We start from the raw sequence: 19070 nt of genomic DNA on the forward strand, positions 1-19070 counted from the left end.
CGCGACTCATGAGTGCTCGGTTATATGCGGGCCAATTGGTTGTGCGGTAGATTTTCTGTGTAGGCTTCTTCATTTGAAAATTATATCGCTGAAAAAGCCTTTACAGATAGGTTTGTGCAACAAAGCCGAGTCAGACTATTATTCCGGATTAGGTAAAACCACTGTTCATAGCACCTCGACCACTTCCATAGGGACGGTAAATACCCCGACCAACAATATCAATGTAGAGGGTACAGACAACAATATTGATATTACGAGTGAATTGCTGAATGAAGCACCAGTCAATTCAAACACCAACCAAAATCCTCAGCGCTGTCTTAATTTAAGTAACAGACCAGGAGAATCACAATGCTGAATTTCTCCTCGACCAGAAGACATATATCTTTCATGAGCGCCACTGTCCTTTTCAGCTCTTTTTTAACGGGCTGCACGGGTTTAGCGCCCTCAAACAAGAAGCCAGTTAGCCTGGTACAAGGCCCCCCAATTACCGATATTTTTACCCCTTTTGATATGGCTTTATCCTGCCTAAAAGGACAATTACGTAGTGATGTGAGTTTCTCCGTAGGGGCAATTTTGGATCAAACCGGTAAGGATGTAGTTACCAATGGTGGCAGCGGAAAAATGGTGACCCAAGGTGCGGGAGATATGGTGCAATCTGCCTTGTTTCAGGCAGGGGTAAGCTTAATGAACCGGCGTGATCCCCGGATTATCGAAAGCGAAGCCAAGTGGGGCATTCGTGATCCCAGACAAATCCAGGCCTCTGATTATTATGTGACAGGCAGTATTAACAGTCTGGATTTTATTCCGGGTGGTGGTTTTGACATGCAGATCGCTGGTGTCGGTCCGAATTATAGTCAAACCCGGATTATGGTCGGTCTGGATTTATCTTTGACCGATACCCGTAGCAGTAAAGTCGTGGGCAATGTTTCATTGCAGAAGCAAATTGCTGCACAGGATTATGGCTTGAGTGCAGGTAGATTCGCTGGACGTACACTCTTGAACATTCAGATTGGAAAAGGAGAACGGGAGGCAACTAACTTTGCCTTGCGCCAAATGTTGAATCTGGCCACTTTTGAATTGCTGAGTCAGGTCGTCCCGCCCGCCGTATTTGAAAGCTGTCGTGCGCAGATACCGCCAGAGTTCGGTCAATTGAACTTAACCCGAAGTTCTGTGGCACTGCATAAGTACAAGAAAAGCCAGCAACAAAATAGTACAGCTTCAAGTAGCGCTGTTCAGGAGTCAGTCTCAAGCCAGGCAGACTCATCCAATGAAAAAAATAAGTTAACCAACTCCCCGAGTAAAGATACAAAACCGCCTAAACAGAAAGAGTCCGAGGTGATTCAAAACCCTGAAGCAGAGCCTGAAATGAGTAAACAGGACTTGATTAAATATATCAGCAAGAAGCAGCATCCACCTTCTTCAAATGAAAAGAATGAAGAAAAAGATACTCAAGAAGAAGCTGCTAAAGAACAAGAAGATGAAAAAACCACAACGCTATGGGAGGTTAATCCTGATGTGGTCGAAAATTACTGGTCTAGCACCCAACGTGATTAAGAATATTTAAAAATGGGCTCGCTCCCATTATAAGAAGGAGTACTTAGCGAGAGGTACTTCAAAACAAAAGTAGGAAGAACAACGATGAAAAATACGATCAAAACAATCGCTTTATCCGTCGCCTTTCTGTCTAGCGCAGGTATGGCATACGCCCAAGATGGTGAAACACCTACTGATGTCACCGTAGATACAGGCTTACAAGCTACCCTGGATTCTATTTCTCAGCAGGTTGAAAATGGTTCTGCTTTGAATCTTGCAGTGAATACAGGTGATGTTGATGCAAGTGTCGATTTAGAAGCAATTGCAGAAGCTACAAGAGAAGCACCAGACGCCATTAGTTCAATTGAAGGTACAATTGAAACTACTGCGATTGGTGCCGCGAATACAGGTAGTATCAGTATTGAGCAGGGTAGCTACAATAAGGTGGTATCAGACATATCAGATGCCACGGATAACTACGACTACAGTGCAGTAACCAGTGCAACTAATAATTCTGAAACTCTAGAGGAGCTATCAGAGGTTTCGGATAGTTCAGATATCTCGGAAGTTATAAGTTCGACACTGAGTACTGACTATAGTGAGGAAATCAATGAAACTTTAAGCAATTATAGTGTCGCGAACATTGCTTATAATGCGGGTGCTATTGATGCATCTGTAAGTGCTATTTCAGAAGGAACTCAAACTGCTATTAACAACAGCATCACAACTACCGCTATCGGTGCTGTGAATAGCGGTAGTATCACTGTGACTGTTAAATAAACTCTTTTTTTCGAGGTAAACACAGGCCTAACTATTGGCAGATAGTTAGGCCTCTTTATTTTATAATAACATCCACATAAATTGTTGTTTATTCATCGGATAAAAAAAGTACTTATTGTTTAATACTCTCTATTTCAGAAATTGAATAGCTTGGCGCTTAAAAGTAAGTCATTTATCTAGGATCAAATCTGGAAGAATAAATAAGAATTTAGGCTGAGCTATAGCCGAGTTTTGGATACTTTAAATTTATATCATCAGAAAAACGCAATAAAAAAAGAGCGCATCAGCGCTCTTTTGAAATTCATTGGCGAGCTTAGCCGCGAACGAATTCAACTGTACCATTTGCCAAAGACTTCACGCGTGCCAGTGATTCCACACGGTAGCCTTTTTCAAGCAGCAAGTCACGACCTGGCTGGAATGATTTTTCAATCACAATGCCAATACCGACTACTTCTGCATTTGCCTGGTGGATCAGGTCTGCAAGACCTAAAGCCGCTTGACCATTAGCCAGGAAATCATCGATCACTAAAACTTTATCGGTTGAGCTGATGTGTTTATTTGAAATCGCGATTGTGCTTTCAGTCTGTTTGGTAAATGAAAAGACTTTAGAACGATATAAATCATCTTTCAGGGTGAGAGACTGGTATTTACGTGCAAAGATCACAGGTACGCCAAGCTCTAGGCCGGCCATTACGGCAGGTGCAATACCTGATGCTTCAATCGTAATAATTTTGGTAATACCAGCATCCTTAAACAGACGCGCAAATTCTTGACCAATCAGTTGCATCATGACTGGATCAATCTGATGGTTTAAGAAAGAGTCTACTTTCAAAACTTCTTCAGAGAGGACGATGCCTTCAGCCAAGATTTTCTGTTCTAGTGCATGCACGGGAGAATCCTCAAGAGCAGGTGCTTTTTCAAGCAAAAGCGTATTGTAAAAAGCACCCGGAAAAAATCAAGTGAAATTCGCCAAAAACTTAGTTGCTTGCACCTTTATAGTCAGTTAACAGTAAACCATAGGAGGTTTTCTTGTCGACATGCGAAACTTTGACTGGAAGATAGTCAAGTTTTGGTGCCAGCCAGAAAATGGTTTCACGACCTGGTTTGCTATGTTTCATCACCACTTTAATGGTATTAAAAGATCCGTATTTGGTACTTATAGTCTCTGAACCCTGTTTGACAAACTTGCGGCCTTCAACTTCTTTAGCATCAGCGATGTAGTAATTTGCTTTCAGGCCTGAATTTTTTAAATCTTCACGGATCTGCAATTCCGCATTCAACTCATCCAGAACATCTGCTCTCCAGGCAAAAGAACGTTTTTCATCATCTTTCTTGGTACTGATAGTTTTGCTGGAAGGATTGAAATTAATACTCATAGTGTTGTTATGCACCAATACTTTACTACTGCGACTGAAACTGCTTGAGCCGATCTTGCCATTATTAAAAGTAAAGCGGCTGGTTTCGGTTGCAGAGGCAATCCCTCCAGCTTTTGCAGCAAAGACATAAGTCCAGTTATTGCCAGATTTACTTAGAGTCCGTGTTGCAGAACCCATGTTCTTGCCATTATAGCTAAATTGATAACTGGCCTGAAAAGGAGTCATGGCAAAAGCCTGGCTAGAAATACCAGTGAACAGTATCGCGCTGCTCAGACCCGTGGTCATCACTAAAGTTTTGAATACAGTCTTCGCCATCAGTTATTTTCCTATATTGGTTAAACGGGCAAAAAATATCATTTATTGCACCCTTTATTATTTGGGCAAAATATGGAAGTTGAAGGGATATTTCTGCCAAAAATGTATATTTCATGTAGTTTTATGGAACTTTTGTTCAAAAACTACGTTTGACATGATTTAAGAAGGATCTTTCTGTTTGATAGGGGTGACCCGGTTGTCATCCATCTTGTCTTCATCCCAGTTCTCTTCCTGATCTTGGGAAAGTTTTCTAAACAGGGCGGCCAGATTGACATTACCAATCACCACCAGTTCGGCTTCACGAAGTACTGCGTGATTCACATGAACTTTGCCCAAGGTATCAATGACCGATCGGCTTTTACCTAACCAGCGATTTAAATCTAGATAAAGCAAGTCATCGATGACTTTAATCACGCCCACTTTTTCCAAAATCATTCCCAAAGGATCTTTATTCAAGACACGTTGATAGAAGAACAGGCCAAAACGCACGCCAAGTTTATACAGCATATTCGGATATTTGGCTTCAATCAGCTGGGTATCACTAATTTGCTCGAACACGATCAACTGGGTGGTTTTATTCAGTTCCATCTGTACCAGTTTCAAATCAACCGATAAAGTGACAATCAGGCCTTTATAATCCAGTGTTGCGTAGAGACGCAGCCAGTCTTCATGTAAATCTGCGTGTAAGTCTTTCAATGCATCGACATTGTCTGTGACAAAGCGCTGAAAGGTTGCATTTAGGAAGACTTGCGATAGGGGAAATTCACGCTCATCTTCAATAAATCCTTCCGCCCTCTGATACACTTGGCGGATTCGGTTGGAAATATTGGAAATTAGCGTTTGCATACTGAAGCGTCCTGGCAACTTTATTTTTGACTCGGGATGTATCTTGTCGAATTGTATGAAAAATACAAGCGTTCATGCTTGAAGTTTAGCAAAATAAATAGCACCATTTTTATAGTTTTAGTTATGTAACGTTGAAGATTTGATGGATTTGGCATTTTAAAAAGATAAATGACGAATCCGTTTATTTTTAATCTTTCAAATACTTTTTTGGGGAGCTGAACTCATTATTGAGTTTAGGCGAATGTGAAAAAACGATGATACTCATGCCTCTGGTCAGAACTTGGTGGAAAGATCCAGTGTTTAGCAGTGCGTTGCTTGCCGCAGGCATTCTGCATTTGATCGTGCTGACACTGGAATTTGGTATGCCGCAAGATCGGGATACCAGTACCAAAGAAATCGCGGTCAGCTTGCGCCAGACTGATGAAAAAATTGAGCATGCTGATTTTCTGGCCCAAACGGACCAGCAGGGTTCCGGCCAGTTTAGAGAAGCTCATCGCATGTCGAGTGATATGCCATCGCCGTTAATGGAGCAACATGCAGGCGAAGAACTGCAAGAAAGTCTGGATATGCTGCAACAGCAACAGGAACTCAGTTTTGAAGAAAAAGTCCTGATGACCACCTTGAGTTGGCAAAAGCAGGCGGAAGAAAATCAGCGTAAAAAAATGCAGGAGCAATTACAGAGCCAGTTTCAGGCCAAAGCGGCCATGGTCGCCAGTCTGGAAGCGCAATATTTACAGCGTCAGCAAAATTTCAGTCGTCAGCAAAAAATTAAGACTGTGGATGGTATTCAGTCCAAGCAGGATGTTTCGGCCGCCTATCTGGAAAAGTTCCGCGAGAAAGTGGAATTTTATGGTAACCGCTACTATCCGGAAGCAGCCAAGCAGCAGAATCTGGCAGGGGAAGTGCGGCTGATGGTGATCCTGAACCAGAATGGCGGAATTCGTGCCATTCGACTGATTGACAGTTCGGGACATGCCATGCTGGATGAAGCAGCCAAAGCTTCCGTGCGTAAGGCAGCGCCATTTGGTGCTTTCGACAGTAAAATGAAAGAAATTTCCGAACTGCGAGTGATTCGTACCTGGCGTTTTGACCCGGCAGAAGCGGAGTTTGAAGTGCGTTAAAGTTGATATTTACCAAGACCTCTCCCTAACCCACTCCTAATAAGGAGAGGGAACTATATCTATAATGTTTAACAATCATAGGATTCTAATGAATGTTCTCCCTCCCTCTGGGAGGGAGTTAGAGGGAGGGCAACTTTCATTAAAAAAAAGCGAGCCTTGGTCCGCTTTTTTTAATATTCAAATTTTAGTTCTGTTCCAGATAAGGATTTTCAAAACCCAGCTTGGCCAGAATCTCGATCTCAATGCCTTCCATTTCTTCTGCATCTTCATCTGAATTTTCATGATCATAGCCCATTAAGTGCAAGGTGCCATGAACCAGCATATGGGTAAAGTGAGTCAAAGGCGCTTTGCCCTGTTCACTCGCTTCACGTAATACCACCGGAATACAGATCACCAGATCACCAATGGGAAATGCATCCAGAAACTGTGCCATTTCATCTGGAAGTTCACTCGGAAAAGACAGGACATTGGTCGGTTTGTCCTTGCCTCGATATTCCAGATTCAGTTTATGACTTTCGTCATTGTCGACACAGGCAATTCCGATTTCGCAATTACTCTGAGTGCCGATATGACGTAAAGTGGTTTCTACAACCTTTTTAATATAGGCACGTTTCAGTACCAGTTCAGGCGACTGAAAGTCCTGTTGTAAGGAAAGACTAAGTTTCAACACAAATCCTTAAGTTTAAAGCTTAATGCTGTGCGTCTGCCGCAGCATCATTTTCAGCGATCAAGGCATCCTGACGTGCTTTACGTTCGGCACGTGCTTCAGCACTTAAACGCTGCTGTTCACTGTCCCAGCCTTCGTAGGCTTCGACAATTTTCTGTACCAGCTGATGACGTACCACATCACGCGAATGGAAACGGGTGATATGAATTTCAGGAATTTTATCAATCACACGCAAGGCATGTGACAGACCGGATTGCTGACCACGCGGTAAATCTACCTGAGTTACGTCGCCGGTAATCACGGCACGTGAACCAAAACCTAGGCGGGTCAGGAACATCTTCATCTGTTCTGGGGTGGTATTCTGCGCTTCATCCAGAATCACGAAAGAATGATTCAAGGTACGGCCACGCATATAAGCAAGCGGAGCCACTTCAATCACCTGACGTTCAATCAACTTGGCCACTTTTTCAAAGCCGAGCATTTCATACAGCGCGTCATACAAGGGACGTAAGTACGGATCGATTTTCTGGGTTAAATCCCCCGGCAGGAAACCAAGTTTTTCGCCGGCTTCAACTGCAGGACGAACCAGCAGAATACGCTGGATTTCATTGCGCTCCAGCATGTCCACGGCAGCCGCAACAGCGAGGTAGGTTTTACCTGTCCCGGCAGGGCCAATACCAAAAGAAATATCACTTTGCAGAATGCGCTGTACATAGCGTTTCTGGTTGGCACCACGCGGATTGATCCGGCCCTTACGGGTTTGCAGCCAGACATTGTCCAGCCCCGTATGTTCCTGATCATCCAGATCTTGCTGAAGCTCGCGGTCAGTCTGGCTGCCCTGAATCATCAGATGTAAAGTATCTGCACTAATCTGCTGACTATGTTCAGATTCTTCATGAAGACGTTGCAAGAGCATTTCGGCTCTCTCAACGGCATCGATTCCACCATCAATAATAAAACTTTCTCCACGATGGGAGATTTTGACGTCTAAACGTTGTTCAATTTGCTTCAAATGGCCGTTATAGGCACCTAACATGGCTTGTATACGGTCCATCGAAATTCCAGGAAAAGCTACTGTACGTCGAATCGCTGCAGTCAAGAGTGTTCCTTATGAAGTGTGCGTTATATGCTCTACATTACGCCACGTCAGGCTCAAGATTCAAGAGCTCACCGTAAACTAAATTCAAAGTTTTAATTTCGGTAATTTCAATCTCGGCAAAGCGGCCTACCCAGGCAGGGTCACCAATAAAGTTAACATAACGGGTATTGTCCGCCGTACCGACCAGAATATTCGGATCTTTATCAGAAACTTTTTCGATCAGTACACGCTGGATGGTCCCGAGCATGGCATCCGTCTTGTCAATGCTTGAACGCTTAATCCATTGCTGAACTTTGGCCAGACGTTCTTTTTTGATATCTTCAGAGATCGTATCTTCCAGTTCTGCCGCAGGCGTACCCGGACGTTTTGAATAGATGAAACTATAAGAATGGTCGAAATCCAGATCCTGAATAAACTGATAAGTCTCTTCAAAGTTTTCATCTGTTTCACCCGGGAAGCCAATGATAAAATCTGAAGATAGGTGCATGTCAGGGCGAACTGCACGTAACTTTTTAATCTTTTCGATATAGACATCAATGGTGTGGTTACGCTTCATCGCTTGCAACACATCATTGGAACCGCTTTGTACCGGCAGATGCAGATGTGAAACCATTTGTGGCAGGTCACGATAACACTGGATCAGGTCGTCATTAAATTCCAGTGGATGCGAGGTAGTATAGCGAATCCGGCCAATGCCCGGAATATCTGCAACCAAACGTAACAGATCGGCAAAGGTACAGATATTACCTTCAAAAGTTTCACCGCGATAACCGTTTACATTCTGACCTAAAAGTGAAATTTCACGTACGCCTTTTTCTGCCAAACCCGCAATTTCAGCCAGTACATCATCTAGTGGACGAGACACTTCTTCACCACGCGTATACGGCACCACACAGAAAGAACAGTATTTAGAACAGCCTTCCATAATCGAAACAAAGGCTTTATAGCCTTCAACACGCGGTTCTGGCAGAAAGTCGAATTTCTCGATATCGGGGAAGGAAATATCCACCAGTTTGATTTTTTCTTTTTTCGGCTTTTCGATCTGCTCAAAATGCTGATCCAGCATTTGCGGCAAACGGTGCAGGGTTTGTGGACCAAAAATCATATCGACATAATTGGCACGTTTCTGGATGTTGTCGCCTTCCTGAGACGCCACACAACCACCAACACCAATAATCAGATCAGGATTTTTATCTTTAAGCTTACGCCAGCGGCCTAGCTCGGAGAATACTTTCTCTTGGGCTTTTTCACGGATCGAGCAGGTATTCATCAGCAGAATATCGGCATCTTTAGGATCGGTGGTCAGCACATAGCCATGAGAATCGCCTAACAGGTCTGCCATACGGTGACTGTCGTACTCATTCATCTGACACCCTTGTGTTTCGATGTACAGTTTCTTGACTGAAGCATCGCTAACAGGGGTGTGCGCTGGCTGGGTAACAGTGTTTTCTGAGGCAGCTGGGGCACCATTCGGAATGAAGGTTTGAACCGTCATGTAGGCTCCTACAAGGTAATACGTTGAAAGAGTGAACGAACAGCCTGATTGATGCATCAAACAGGTGAATAAAAATTCAATTCACAGACTGAAATCTTGGAAAGGCGCATATTTTAGCAGGAAAGTCGCTTAAACTTATAGCCCAAATTAACTGTGGAAAAATATTGATTTATGGGCAAAAATTGTCTGTAGATTAATATTGCTTAATCATAAGGTTACATAACTGAACAATAGAGTTGGTTATAATCTTCAAACTAGCTCTTATGATATGCAACATGGGCAAAGCATAAAATCGATGATAGAAGGCAAAGGGATGTTGAAACACACTAAAACTATGTATAAATACTATAAATTAATTACTTTAAGTGTGGCATGTATCTGTTCAGCGAGTACACAGGCAGCAGAAGAACAATTTAATGATGCCTTGCGTGCAGCCAATGCAGGTAATACTGAACTGTTACAGCAATATCGTCTGTCTATGCAGAATGATGCCTTGGGCTATTATCCGGAATACTGGATTTTAAACCAGAATCTTGCCATGCAGCCTGTTAGTCAGATTATCAGTTTTGCCCAGCGTTACCCTCAATCCGCCATGGCTGAAAAGCTGGCAGCAGACTATGTCGAAGAAAAGGTAAAAATGGCAGACTTTAGTACTGCTCAACCGGTATTGCCTTATGTAACCAATGCTGATCCTGCCGAAGCCTGTGCAGTGGCACAAGTGCGCGCCAAAGCTGGCGATGAACTGGTCTATGCCGAGTTTAAAGAAGTATGGTTAACCACCAATAGCCAACCCGATTCTTGTACTGGTTTAGGCCGGATGATGCTATCCAGTCCACTCATGACCTCAGAAGACCGTCAGCAGCGACTCTGGGGACAACTTCGTGCCGGACAGTCAGGTCAGGCCATTGCGACAGCGCAAGGCATTGGTCTAAATCTGTCTCTGGCACAACTGAATTCGATTCAGGCCAATCCCACTAATTATTTGTGGTCTGCGCCTAAAAGTACTGCGGCAGAGCATGCCTATCTGATTTATGCGCTGGGACGTCTGGCCGATAGCGATTTGGACTCAGCTTTGTCTATCGTCAAGCGGACCGCGGAAGGTACACCAGTACAGGTACAACGCGCCTTATATCGTGCTGTCGGTTATATCGGTGGTACCACAGTCATGAAAAACAACTTCAACCGGGAAGTGTTAAATGCGCTAGATGCCAGCTATGGTCTGCCATTTAGCCCGGAAGAAGCCGAGATTTATGCGCGTCAGGCGATTCGTTTTAGTGCCTGGGAAAGCCTGATTCGTGCGATTGACAGCATGAGCGTCAACCAGAAGCAGGAAGATCGCTGGCAATATTGGCTGGCTCGTGCTAGTGAACAACGTGCTGACCGTGCTTCCAAGCAGGCAGCAGAAAGTATTTATCGTAAGCTGGCGATCGGAGATGACTATCACAATCTTTTGGCACGCGACAAGCTGGGGCAGGTGACCGCGAGTACACCAACCCCGGCACAGCCATCCAATCAGGCTATGCAGCGCTTGAATCAGGATATTCATTTCCGCCGTGCTTTCACTTTACGTAATATCAGCGCCCCAGAGAACTACATTAACCGTGAATGGAACTGGGCAGTACGTCAGGCTTATCTGAAGAAAGATGATGACCTGTTGCTGGCTGCGGCAAAGCGTGCCATGGACATGGGTTGGCATGATCGGGCCATTTATGCTGCCGACCGTACCGCGAACAAACATAACTACAATTATCGTTTTCCAATGCCACATCAGAATTACGTGGTCAGCCATAGTCGTAATGCCGGCATAGATCCAGCCTGGGCCTACGGGTTGATGCGTCAGGAAAGCCGTTTCAATACTGTGGCACGTTCACATGTAGGTGCGGGTGGTCTGATGCAGATTATGCCGGACACGGCCAAGCTGGTGGCACGTCAAATGGGTGAAGCTTATAACCCGGCGGCACTCACCGATATGAATACCAATATTCGCTACGGAACATTCTATTTATCTACGATTCAGCGTCAGCTCAGCGATAGTCCGGTGCTGGCAACGGCAGGTTATAATGCTGGCCCAAACCGTGCCCGCCGCTGGCAGCCAGAATTTCAGGGGATTGCCGCAGATCAATATACTGAAAGTATTCCTTTACTTGAAACCCGAGATTATGTGAAACATGTCATGACCAATGCCACGCATTACGGTATCTTGTTAGGACAGGGGGCACAGTCAGTGGGTAAACGCATGCAACTGATACCATTACGTAATACACAATAAAATTAAAATTATTGGGGGATGGTGATTTATTCATGAAAATAATGAAGGATCGTCGAGTCTGGGCTGGATCGGTTGCGCTTGTAGTATTGGCCAGCAGTCAGGCAGCCTTTGCTGCACCAACAGACTATGTCATGGATGTACAAATGGTCCCGGCCTTATGTAGCTTGTACCCGGAATATGCCAAGAAGCGAAAATGTCTGGAAGGTTATTCGCTGAATATCTCCGGCTTATATCCTCAGACCACATCACAAAATTGCACGACCAATAGCTCTGCGAAACTGTCACCACTGCAGTCCAAGGTAGTGGCCAGGATCATGCCGGATGACAATACCCGGACAATTTTATGGCGCAATATCGGTGGCTGCGTGCCGATGAATGCCAGTCAGTATTTCCGGACGATTATCAATTATGCAGATCGTCTTAAAGTGCCTGCGGAACTAACGGAACAGGAAAATATCACGATTTCTGTCGATACATTGCGAGCCAAATTCCTGAAAATTAATCCGCAATTACCGGGCAATGCCTTGCGATTCAACTGCCAGCAGACTCAGTCAGCTAGCGTGCTTACCTCGATCAAGGTCTGTTATCGCCCCAATGGCAATTACAAATCCTGTCCTGCCAACATTATTAATACATGCCCAAAAACTGTCACAATAAAAGGAACATACTGAGCTTTTTTGCCGATTTAATTTATATTTCCTATCAGACTTTAGGTGAAATCCGTCCTCTTTTATATGCATCTGGCAAAGGATTGGAGTACAATCTTTCGCGTTTACGATTATTAGATTAAATACTAACTATTTAATCGCATTGAATATCCTCAATTGGAGATAATTAGATGAAGCAAGCAGTTCGTGTTGCCGTTACTGGCGCTGCAGGTCAAATTGGTTACAGCCTATTATTCCGTATCGCAAGCGGCGAAATGCTAGGTAAAGATCAACCAGTGGTTTTGCAATTGCTCGAAGTTCCTTTTGAGAAAGCTCAGCAAGCGCTTAAAGGCGTAATGATGGAGCTTCAAGATTGTGCATTCCCATTACTAGAAGACATGATCGGTACTGATGATCCTAAAGTTGCATTTAAAGATGCTGACTACGCGCTTCTAGTTGGTTCACGTCCACGTGGTCCAGGTATGGAACGTGCTGACCTGCTTAAAGTGAACGGTGAAATCTTCATTGGTCAAGGTCAAGCATTGAACGAAGTTGCGAGCCGTGACGTTAAAGTTCTAGTTGTTGGTAACCCTGCAAACACGAATGCTTACATCGCAATGAAATCTGCTCCAGATCTCCCAGCGAAAAACTTCACTGCAATGTTACGTCTTGACCACAACCGTGCTGCATCTCAAATTGCTGCTAAAACTGGTAAAGCGGTTAAAGACATCAAAAATCTTACAGTTTGGGGTAACCACTCTCCAACCATGTATGCTGACTACCGTTTTGCAACAATTAACGGCGAAAGCGTTAAAGACATGATCAACGACCAAGAATGGAATGCAAATACATTCCTTCCGACTGTTGGTAAACGTGGTGCTGCGATCATCGAAGCACGTGGTTTGTCTTCTGCTGCTTCTGCTGCTAACGCTGCAATCGACCATATGCGCGATTGGGCTCTTGGCACAAACGGCGAATGGGTAACAATGGGTATTCCTTCTGACGGTTCTTACGGTATTCCTGAGGGCGTAATGTTCGGTTTCCCTGTAACAACTGAAAACGGTGAATACAAAATCGTTCAAGGCCTAGAAATCGACGAATTCAGTCAAGAGCGTATCAACTTCACGTTGAACGAACTTGAAGAAGAGCGCGCAGCAATTGCTGACATGCTTAAATAATTTGATCTGAATAGATTAAGTTGAAAAAAGCACTCCATTTGGGGTGCTTTTTTTATATCACTCACTTTAATCAACAAAAAATAACAAGCTGTGAAGGAGAGACAACTGAGTTTTCGCTATGAGCCATCTAAGGTAGAAACAAGATTATAGATAAAAAGATGGAGGTTCAGATGTTAGAGCAACGCGCCACCTTCGAACTTTTCTTTGAACAATTGGGTTTGGATTCGAGTCCGGAAGCGATTGACGAGTTTATTAGCACGCATCAAATTGGTATGGATGTGCCACTGCATAAAGCTCCTTTTTGGAGTAAATCACAGCATGACTTTCTGATCAGTCACTGGAAGAAAGATGATGACTGGGCCATTTTTGTCGATGTGTTAAATGAACAATTACATATTGAGGCAGAGGGTTCAGGTTCCTGTGACATACCGAGCCATAAATCAACCTAAGAATTCGAATCTCAACACTCTCATAATTTAACGCTACGATGGAGACTATTTATGCTTATGGAACAACAGTTAACTTTAGAATTATTATTTGAACAATTGGGTTTGCCTTCTGATGAAGCCTCAATTACTCAGTTTACCCATACCCATCAATTGCCATCTGAAGTGGCATTACCGGATGCCGAATTCTGGAGTGAGGGACAAAGTGCCTTCCTGCGTGAACACTGGCACCAAGATGATGAATGGATTGTCATTATTGACAAGTTAAATCAGCTTTTACATGTGGAAAGCGACAAACAAAGCGTTTAAATGCATTCATACAAAAAGAAACAACAAACCTAGTCAAAGGACTAGGTTTTTTTTGTCTTATCTTATAAGTTAGATCTATAAATAATTACAATTTATCTGATATAAGGAGGGCGCGATGCTCGCAAAGAACCAACCATCCTTAGAGCTCTTGTTTTCTCAGCTCGGTCTCGCCAATAGTCCTGCGGCTATTGAATTGTATGTACGCACCCATCAACTGCCAGCAGGGCTGTCCTTGCATGATGCGCCATTCTGGAATAAAGCCCAGCGTTCTTTATTAATCAGCCATTTGGTACAAGATGATGATTGGGCAATTTGGGTCGATGAACTGAATCAGCAACTGCACATGGACGCTTATAGACGTCAACCTGCTTGATCATTTTTCCTATATTTTTCTGATATTTAAAATAAGATGATATAGCTTGTATTAAAAAACGCCTCATTTGAGGCGTTTTTGTTCTTTGGCTTAATGCATTTTGCTTTTTAATATTTTGTTAAACCATTCGTGCTGACGATAATCATTAAATGCATGATGCTGCTGTAATAATTCCAGCTCAAATTCGGCAGTGGTAGTGTATTTACCTAACCAGTGGCGGGTCAGGGCCGGCTCATTTTTACTGGCACTGGCATAGGCCAGAAAGAAATAAATGTCCCCATGTTCATAACTGGCCATTGGCTTTAAAATTTGCTGAGTAATCAGGGCGAAATGGTGCTCTTTGGTCAATTCAAAAAACATCATATAAGCCTTGGCCAGATGCAAAGATAGGTTGATATACATGCGCAGCGGCATTTCTTCAAATTCTACCCGGCCTTGTTCCAGCAACACTACGGCTTCTTGCAGGAAATGTCGCTGTTCCTGACGCAGTTCACTTAAAGTCACCAGCTGTAAACGAAGATCAGCGCGTTCAAGCGTTAATTCCGGCGTATTGCCTTTTAAATACAATTGGTCAGTTTCACCCAGACGTTGAATAATCTGTTTGGTTGTTAATCGCATCAACGCAATCCTCATTTCTCAATAATGGCTATATGAGGTTAAAAATTAAAATTTAAAGCGGCAGCGCGTCTTAGAGCAGTGAGGTATCACTTCTTAGCCAGGCGGTAATAGATAGACGTTGCTGTTTAGAGATTAAAACTTCATGTAATAAATCGCTCTGGAACAGCGCCATTCGGTTTGGTTTTGGCTGGATAATATGCCACTGGCCATGTTTGTCCTGCAGGCGCAGTTCACCGCCCCAGTCCTTCTGCCATTGTTCATGTAAATAATACACACTGGAAATCATCCGGCCATTTTTATCTTGAGGATTGTCGCGGTGCAGGGCATAGAACTCACCCGCGTGATAGCAAGCGAAATGTGCTTCGACATCTTTGATGCCTAAATAAAACGTGCGGTTTAAAATTTGAGAAAATTGTTGAAGGGTTTGGATGTGTCGGTGGGAAATTTGAAATTCAGGTTGTAACCAAAGAATATGATCACTACGGATGTTGTTAACGACGCCATTTTGAATGGCTGCATTACGAAATTCGTTTAAGTGGCTTAAGCATTCTTGACTCACAGCATGTTGATATTCGCTAGAGTACGCATCGTCAACAATACTAAAGCCATGTTGATCTAAATCATCTAAGATTTGATCAACATTCCAATCCCCTGGGATGATAACTGCTTCCATTTTTTCAATTCTCGATAGTGTGATAAAAAAAGGTCCGCTATTTTAGTGCAATAATCGTTTCTGAACGAAATAGTTTTTCATGTTAAAATAGCAATTGATCTTAGGAATAATTGAAACATGAATTACCGTCACTCTTACCACGCAGGCAACTTTGCCGATGTCATGAAGCACGTTTTATTGCTTCAGTTGTTGACTCGACTGAATGCAAAAGACAAACCTTATCGCTATGTAGATACACATGGTGGTGCAGGTAAATATGATTTGTCGACTGCCGAAGCGCAAAAATCAGGTGAGTTTTTAAACGGTATTCATCGTCTTATTAAGCTGGATGATTCGATCAAGCGTAATGCACCTGAAGGCGTACAACAATACTTGAAAATTGTTGAAAACATGCGTGAAAACTTTGGTAAGGGTGCTTATCCGGGTTCACCGTGGTTTGCCCTGGAAGGTATGCGCGAGATTGATAAAGCGACCATTTTTGAAATGCAGCGTGATGTATTCCAGCAACTTCGTCATAATATTTTTGACAAGCGTGCCGGTTTGCATGAACGTGATGCATACGAAGGTTTGTTAGCTGTCATTCCACCGAAAGAAAAACGTGGTCTGGTGATGATCGATCCGCCATATGAACTGGAGCGTAAAGATTTCCCGCAGTTGGTTGAGCTGCTGGTTGCCGCGTATAAGAAATGGCCGACAGGTGTATTCGCCGTTTGGTATCCAATTAAAGACCGTGCCATGATCGAACGCTTCGAGAAAAAAATGTTCAAGACCGGTATCCGCCGTCAACTGGTGTGTGAAGTCTGTGTATGGCCGGATGATACCCCAGTAGGCTTGAACGGTTGTGGTTTGCTGGTGATTAACCCACCTTGGAAATTCTCTGAAGATGCAGATGAAGCACTACAGTGGTTATTCCCGCATCTTCGCATGAGTGAAAATGGTGGTCACGCTGCAGTTCGCTGGTTAGTGGGCGAGTAATTTTTTTAAAGATCAGGTCATAGCTAGGATCGACAAGAATGACAAATATAAGCAAACCGGAACGCGACTCTTCAACTGAAGTGCCTTTTGATGGCATCACCTTTGAGGTAGAAGAAGAGGAGCATACCCAGGAAGGGCAAAAAGTTAAGCGTCGAGGCATCTATCTATGGCCGAACCTGATTACAACGGCAGCGTTGTTGTCAGGTTTCTATTCGATTATTGCCAGTATGAATGGTGATTTTCAACAAGCGATTTATGCGATCTTTATTGCGGCATTACTGGATGGATTGGATGGCCGTGTGGCACGTGCGATTGGTGCACAAAGTCCGTTCGGTGAACAGTTTGACTCGCTTTCTGACATGCTGGCTTTTGGTGTAGCTCCCGCTATTTTAATGTATAGCTGGGGCTTAAGCGATTTGGGCCGAATCGGTCTGGCAGCATGCTTTGTTTATACTGCTTGTGCTGCGTTCCGTCTGGCGCGTTTCAATGTACAGATTGGTGTGGTCGATAAACGTTATTTTATTGGTGTGGCAAGTCCTCTGGCTGCCATCATGATTGTGTCATTGGTCTGGGTCGGTCTGGATTTTCCAGAAATCTTTGATATTCGTGAACCTTCTCTTCAGGTCATTAATGCAGTGGTCATTATTGCGGTGGGCTTGTTGATGATTTCCAATATCAAATACTATTCATTTAAAACTGTAGAACGTAAACGGGTTCCATTTTTTGTCCTACCAATTGCCGTATTCGTCTTTGCAGCGATGACTTATAATATTCCTGTCGGCATTCTGGTCATTTCTATTCTCTATGCCTTGTCTGGTTTTATCACCACCTTTATGGCAAAAAGATCGAGTACATTATAAAAATATAAGGAGTCTGAGATGCGGTTTCTTCAAGATTTTCTAGATCGTTCGAAACAGCTAAATCAGACTCCTGCTGTTTCGCGCTATCCCGCCTATCATGGTCCTACCTCAAAATATAAAATTATTCATCAAGGTTTGATGATCCCCGGGCTTCCGGCACCGCTCTATTATTTAAACTTTATGAGTATTATCGGGCAACCCAATGCACCCATGCTGTCAAACCCGAGCGCAATCGAAACCACAGCCTTAGATACCGCCACCGTGATTTGCAGTTCGAGTCCGCATATGGTGGGGCAATTACATCACTACTCGGTCAAGCAGGACTGTCATTTTAAATCAGGTCTGTTTCAGTTTCTGGATCGGGAGCAATTGAGCGGAAGTTTTCCAAATTTTCGTTTGCAGCGTTCTGACTCGGAACTCAGTTTTGATTTAAATATTCAAACCACTCAACTGATTTCTCATTTTACCCAAATGCGGTTTTCCTTGGCAGATCACTGGTCTTTGCTATGTCATTGTCAGGGAACGGTGAACTATAAAGCGCAGCAATATACGATCGATGGTCTTGGAAGCTTTGAATACGCGCGGAGTTTTAACTTTCCTTATCTACCTTTGGCCTTCCTGACTTATCAAATTATTAATCTCAGTGAAAAGAGGCAACTGTTGTTGGCGCAGATTCGGGATGGTTTTAATCGTATTGTTCAGTCGCGGATATATCTCCGTGATTTAAAAAACATGCGGACCCAAATGTTCGATCGAAAAGTTTATTTTAAAGTTCATCGTGTTTATCCGTGTGTCACGACACCCAATCGGCAAAGTATGTATTTGCCGCGCGAATTTGAATGGTGTTATGAAAATGCAGACGGTACTTGTATCTGGGTACAAGGTCAAAGTCGTGGAGATTTTAAATTTGGCCTGGCAGCGGGCTATGTAGGAAGTTTTAGTTATCAAGTGAAAATAAATGAAGAAACTGAAAATGGGGAAGGGGGTTATTGTGAATATATAGATTGCCGGCCTTTACGCTTTCAGGAACAGAATAAAACTGAAAAAAGATTAAGTCATTTATCCAATTCAGTCCCTTTAATGCTCAAGAAATGAAAAAAATCGCGATTTTTGTAGAATAAATAAACAATCGTGATGATTTTGCTGAATTATTTAAAAATAGGGGTTGTATTGGGTCGGGAATGCTGTAGAATGCACATCCATCGGCGGTGATGAAGATTAAAACTTCTGATAAAACAGTGACTTAGTTAAGATTGATTGAGTTGGGTTTTAGAAAGAAAGTTTAAAAATAGTTTTCATTACTGGTTGACTTTCTAGAGATAGAGAGTAATATAGCCGACCTAGCTTGCTGGTGACGAACCAACAAGAAGATCATTAAGAGATTATGAAGAACAACTTGTGTGGATTTTTACTGGTTGATTGATCGAAATTATTTTCATTGATTGATGGTAGAAATTACTCGAAGTTTATTTGAGAAATATTTGTCAGAA

The 19070-nt window shown here is 43.2% G+C and carries 21 protein-coding genes; 13 read left to right on the forward strand and 8 right to left on the reverse strand.

Annotation, left to right across the window (positions count from 1 at the left end):
• Positions 1-34: 34 nt before the first annotated feature.
• From FTV42_RS17400 to FTV42_RS14130, 3 genes are all read left to right on the forward strand, one after another.
• The gene (locus tag FTV42_RS17400) at positions 35-355 is read left to right on the forward strand and encodes a hypothetical protein (RefSeq protein WP_373683238.1); all 321 of its coding nucleotides are present in this window, start codon (positions 35-37) and stop codon (positions 353-355) included.
• On the forward strand, positions 349-1554 hold the full coding sequence (locus tag FTV42_RS14125) for a CsgG/HfaB family protein (protein ID WP_180039104.1): 1206 nt from the start codon (positions 349-351) through the stop codon (positions 1552-1554). Before FTV42_RS17400 ends, FTV42_RS14125 begins: the two co-directional genes overlap by 7 nt.
• 84 nt (positions 1555-1638) lie before the next feature.
• Positions 1639-2313 carry a hypothetical protein gene (locus FTV42_RS14130; protein ID WP_180039105.1) on the forward strand — a complete coding sequence of 225 codons (675 nt, stop codon included), beginning with the start codon at positions 1639-1641 and terminating at the stop codon, positions 2311-2313.
• Positions 2314-2626: 313 nt separating this feature from the next.
• Here the strand turns inward: FTV42_RS14130 and FTV42_RS14135 are convergent, their stop codons facing one another.
• The 3 genes from FTV42_RS14135 to FTV42_RS14145 all read right to left on the reverse strand — a co-directional run bounded on the left by FTV42_RS14135 (position 2627) and on the right by FTV42_RS14145 (position 4850).
• On the reverse strand, positions 2627-3202 hold the full coding sequence (locus FTV42_RS14135) for a xanthine phosphoribosyltransferase (protein WP_114542092.1): 576 nt from the start codon (positions 3200-3202) through the stop codon (positions 2627-2629).
• 88 nt (positions 3203-3290) lie between these two features.
• A complete protein-coding gene (locus FTV42_RS14140; RefSeq protein WP_071850839.1) occupies positions 3291-4004 on the reverse strand; it encodes a DUF3108 domain-containing protein in 714 nt (237 codons plus the stop codon).
• Between the two features lie 159 nt (positions 4005-4163).
• Positions 4164-4850 (reverse strand): hypothetical protein, encoded by a 687-nt coding sequence (locus FTV42_RS14145; protein ID WP_180039106.1) that lies wholly within the window; start codon positions 4848-4850, stop codon positions 4164-4166.
• Positions 4851-5113: 263 nt separating this feature from the next.
• Here FTV42_RS14145 and FTV42_RS14150 point away from each other — a divergent pair, with 263 nt between their 5' ends.
• Positions 5114-5971 carry an energy transducer TonB gene (locus FTV42_RS14150; RefSeq protein ID WP_171260775.1) on the forward strand — a complete coding sequence of 286 codons (858 nt, stop codon included), beginning with the start codon at positions 5114-5116 and terminating at the stop codon, positions 5969-5971.
• A 184-nt stretch (positions 5972-6155) separates the two neighbouring features.
• Here the strand turns inward: FTV42_RS14150 and ybeY are convergent, their stop codons facing one another.
• From ybeY to miaB, 3 genes are read right to left on the reverse strand one after another with little or no spacing between them, the layout of a single operon-like run.
• Complete coding sequence (gene ybeY, locus FTV42_RS14155) at positions 6156-6638, reverse strand: rRNA maturation RNase YbeY (protein ID WP_005248173.1); 483 nt, start codon at positions 6636-6638, stop codon at positions 6156-6158.
• Positions 6639-6660: 22 nt separating this feature from the next.
• Entirely contained in the window at positions 6661-7737 is a 1077-nt protein-coding gene (locus FTV42_RS14160) for a PhoH family protein (RefSeq protein WP_004732214.1), read from the reverse strand.
• Between the two features lie 37 nt (positions 7738-7774).
• Entirely contained in the window at positions 7775-9232 is a 1458-nt protein-coding gene (gene miaB, locus FTV42_RS14165; RefSeq protein WP_005108632.1) for a tRNA (N6-isopentenyl adenosine(37)-C2)-methylthiotransferase MiaB, read from the reverse strand.
• Positions 9233-9566: 334 nt separating this feature from the next.
• On the opposite strand from miaB, the gene FTV42_RS14170 reads away from it, so the two are divergent.
• The 6 genes from FTV42_RS14170 (at position 9567) to FTV42_RS14195 (ending at position 14454) form a co-directional block, all read left to right on the forward strand.
• Positions 9567-11501 carry a lytic transglycosylase domain-containing protein gene (locus FTV42_RS14170; protein ID WP_180039111.1) on the forward strand — a complete coding sequence of 645 codons (1935 nt, stop codon included), beginning with the start codon at positions 9567-9569 and terminating at the stop codon, positions 11499-11501.
• 32 nt (positions 11502-11533) lie between these two features.
• Entirely contained in the window at positions 11534-12172 is a 639-nt protein-coding gene (locus FTV42_RS14175) for a ribonuclease I (RefSeq protein WP_373683237.1), read from the forward strand.
• A gap of 167 nt (positions 12173-12339) precedes the next feature.
• On the forward strand, positions 12340-13326 hold the full coding sequence (locus FTV42_RS14180) for a malate dehydrogenase (protein ID WP_180039107.1): 987 nt from the start codon (positions 12340-12342) through the stop codon (positions 13324-13326).
• 170 nt (positions 13327-13496) lie between these two features.
• A complete protein-coding gene (locus FTV42_RS14185) occupies positions 13497-13775 on the forward strand; it encodes a DUF2789 family protein (RefSeq protein ID WP_004645104.1) in 279 nt (92 codons plus the stop codon).
• 51 nt (positions 13776-13826) lie between these two features.
• On the forward strand, positions 13827-14081 hold the full coding sequence (locus FTV42_RS14190) for a DUF2789 family protein (protein ID WP_180039108.1): 255 nt from the start codon (positions 13827-13829) through the stop codon (positions 14079-14081).
• A 115-nt stretch (positions 14082-14196) separates the two neighbouring features.
• Positions 14197-14454, forward strand: coding sequence for a DUF2789 family protein (locus FTV42_RS14195; protein ID WP_004645106.1), 258 nt, complete (start codon positions 14197-14199; stop codon positions 14452-14454).
• A gap of 90 nt (positions 14455-14544) precedes the next feature.
• Here the strand turns inward: FTV42_RS14195 and FTV42_RS14200 are convergent, their stop codons facing one another.
• Complete coding sequence (locus tag FTV42_RS14200; RefSeq protein ID WP_004281425.1) at positions 14545-15072, reverse strand: hypothetical protein; 528 nt, start codon at positions 15070-15072, stop codon at positions 14545-14547.
• Positions 15073-15142: 70 nt separating this feature from the next.
• Positions 15143-15745 (reverse strand): 2OG-Fe(II) oxygenase, encoded by a 603-nt coding sequence (locus tag FTV42_RS14205; RefSeq protein ID WP_180039109.1) that lies wholly within the window; start codon positions 15743-15745, stop codon positions 15143-15145.
• 117 nt (positions 15746-15862) lie between these two features.
• Here FTV42_RS14205 and FTV42_RS14210 point away from each other — a divergent pair, with 117 nt between their 5' ends.
• Genes FTV42_RS14210 through FTV42_RS14220 form a run of 3 tightly spaced genes read left to right on the forward strand, consistent with a single transcriptional unit; the run spans position 15863 to position 18675 of the window.
• Positions 15863-16720, forward strand: a complete 858-nt coding sequence (locus FTV42_RS14210; RefSeq protein ID WP_004281423.1) for a 23S rRNA (adenine(2030)-N(6))-methyltransferase RlmJ — start codon at positions 15863-15865, stop codon at positions 16718-16720.
• Between the two features lie 38 nt (positions 16721-16758).
• Positions 16759-17580 (forward strand): CDP-diacylglycerol--serine O-phosphatidyltransferase, encoded by an 822-nt coding sequence (pssA, locus tag FTV42_RS14215; RefSeq protein WP_004732196.1) that lies wholly within the window; start codon positions 16759-16761, stop codon positions 17578-17580.
• Positions 17581-17598: 18 nt separating this feature from the next.
• Positions 17599-18675: a DUF6670 family protein gene (locus FTV42_RS14220; RefSeq protein WP_180039110.1), complete on the forward strand. Its 1077-nt coding sequence runs from the start codon at positions 17599-17601 to the stop codon at positions 18673-18675.
• The last annotated feature ends 395 nt before the right edge of the window (positions 18676-19070 follow it).

It is taken from the genome of Acinetobacter sp. YH16052 (assembly GCF_013417155.1).
GTDB lineage: Bacteria > Pseudomonadota > Gammaproteobacteria > Pseudomonadales > Moraxellaceae > Acinetobacter.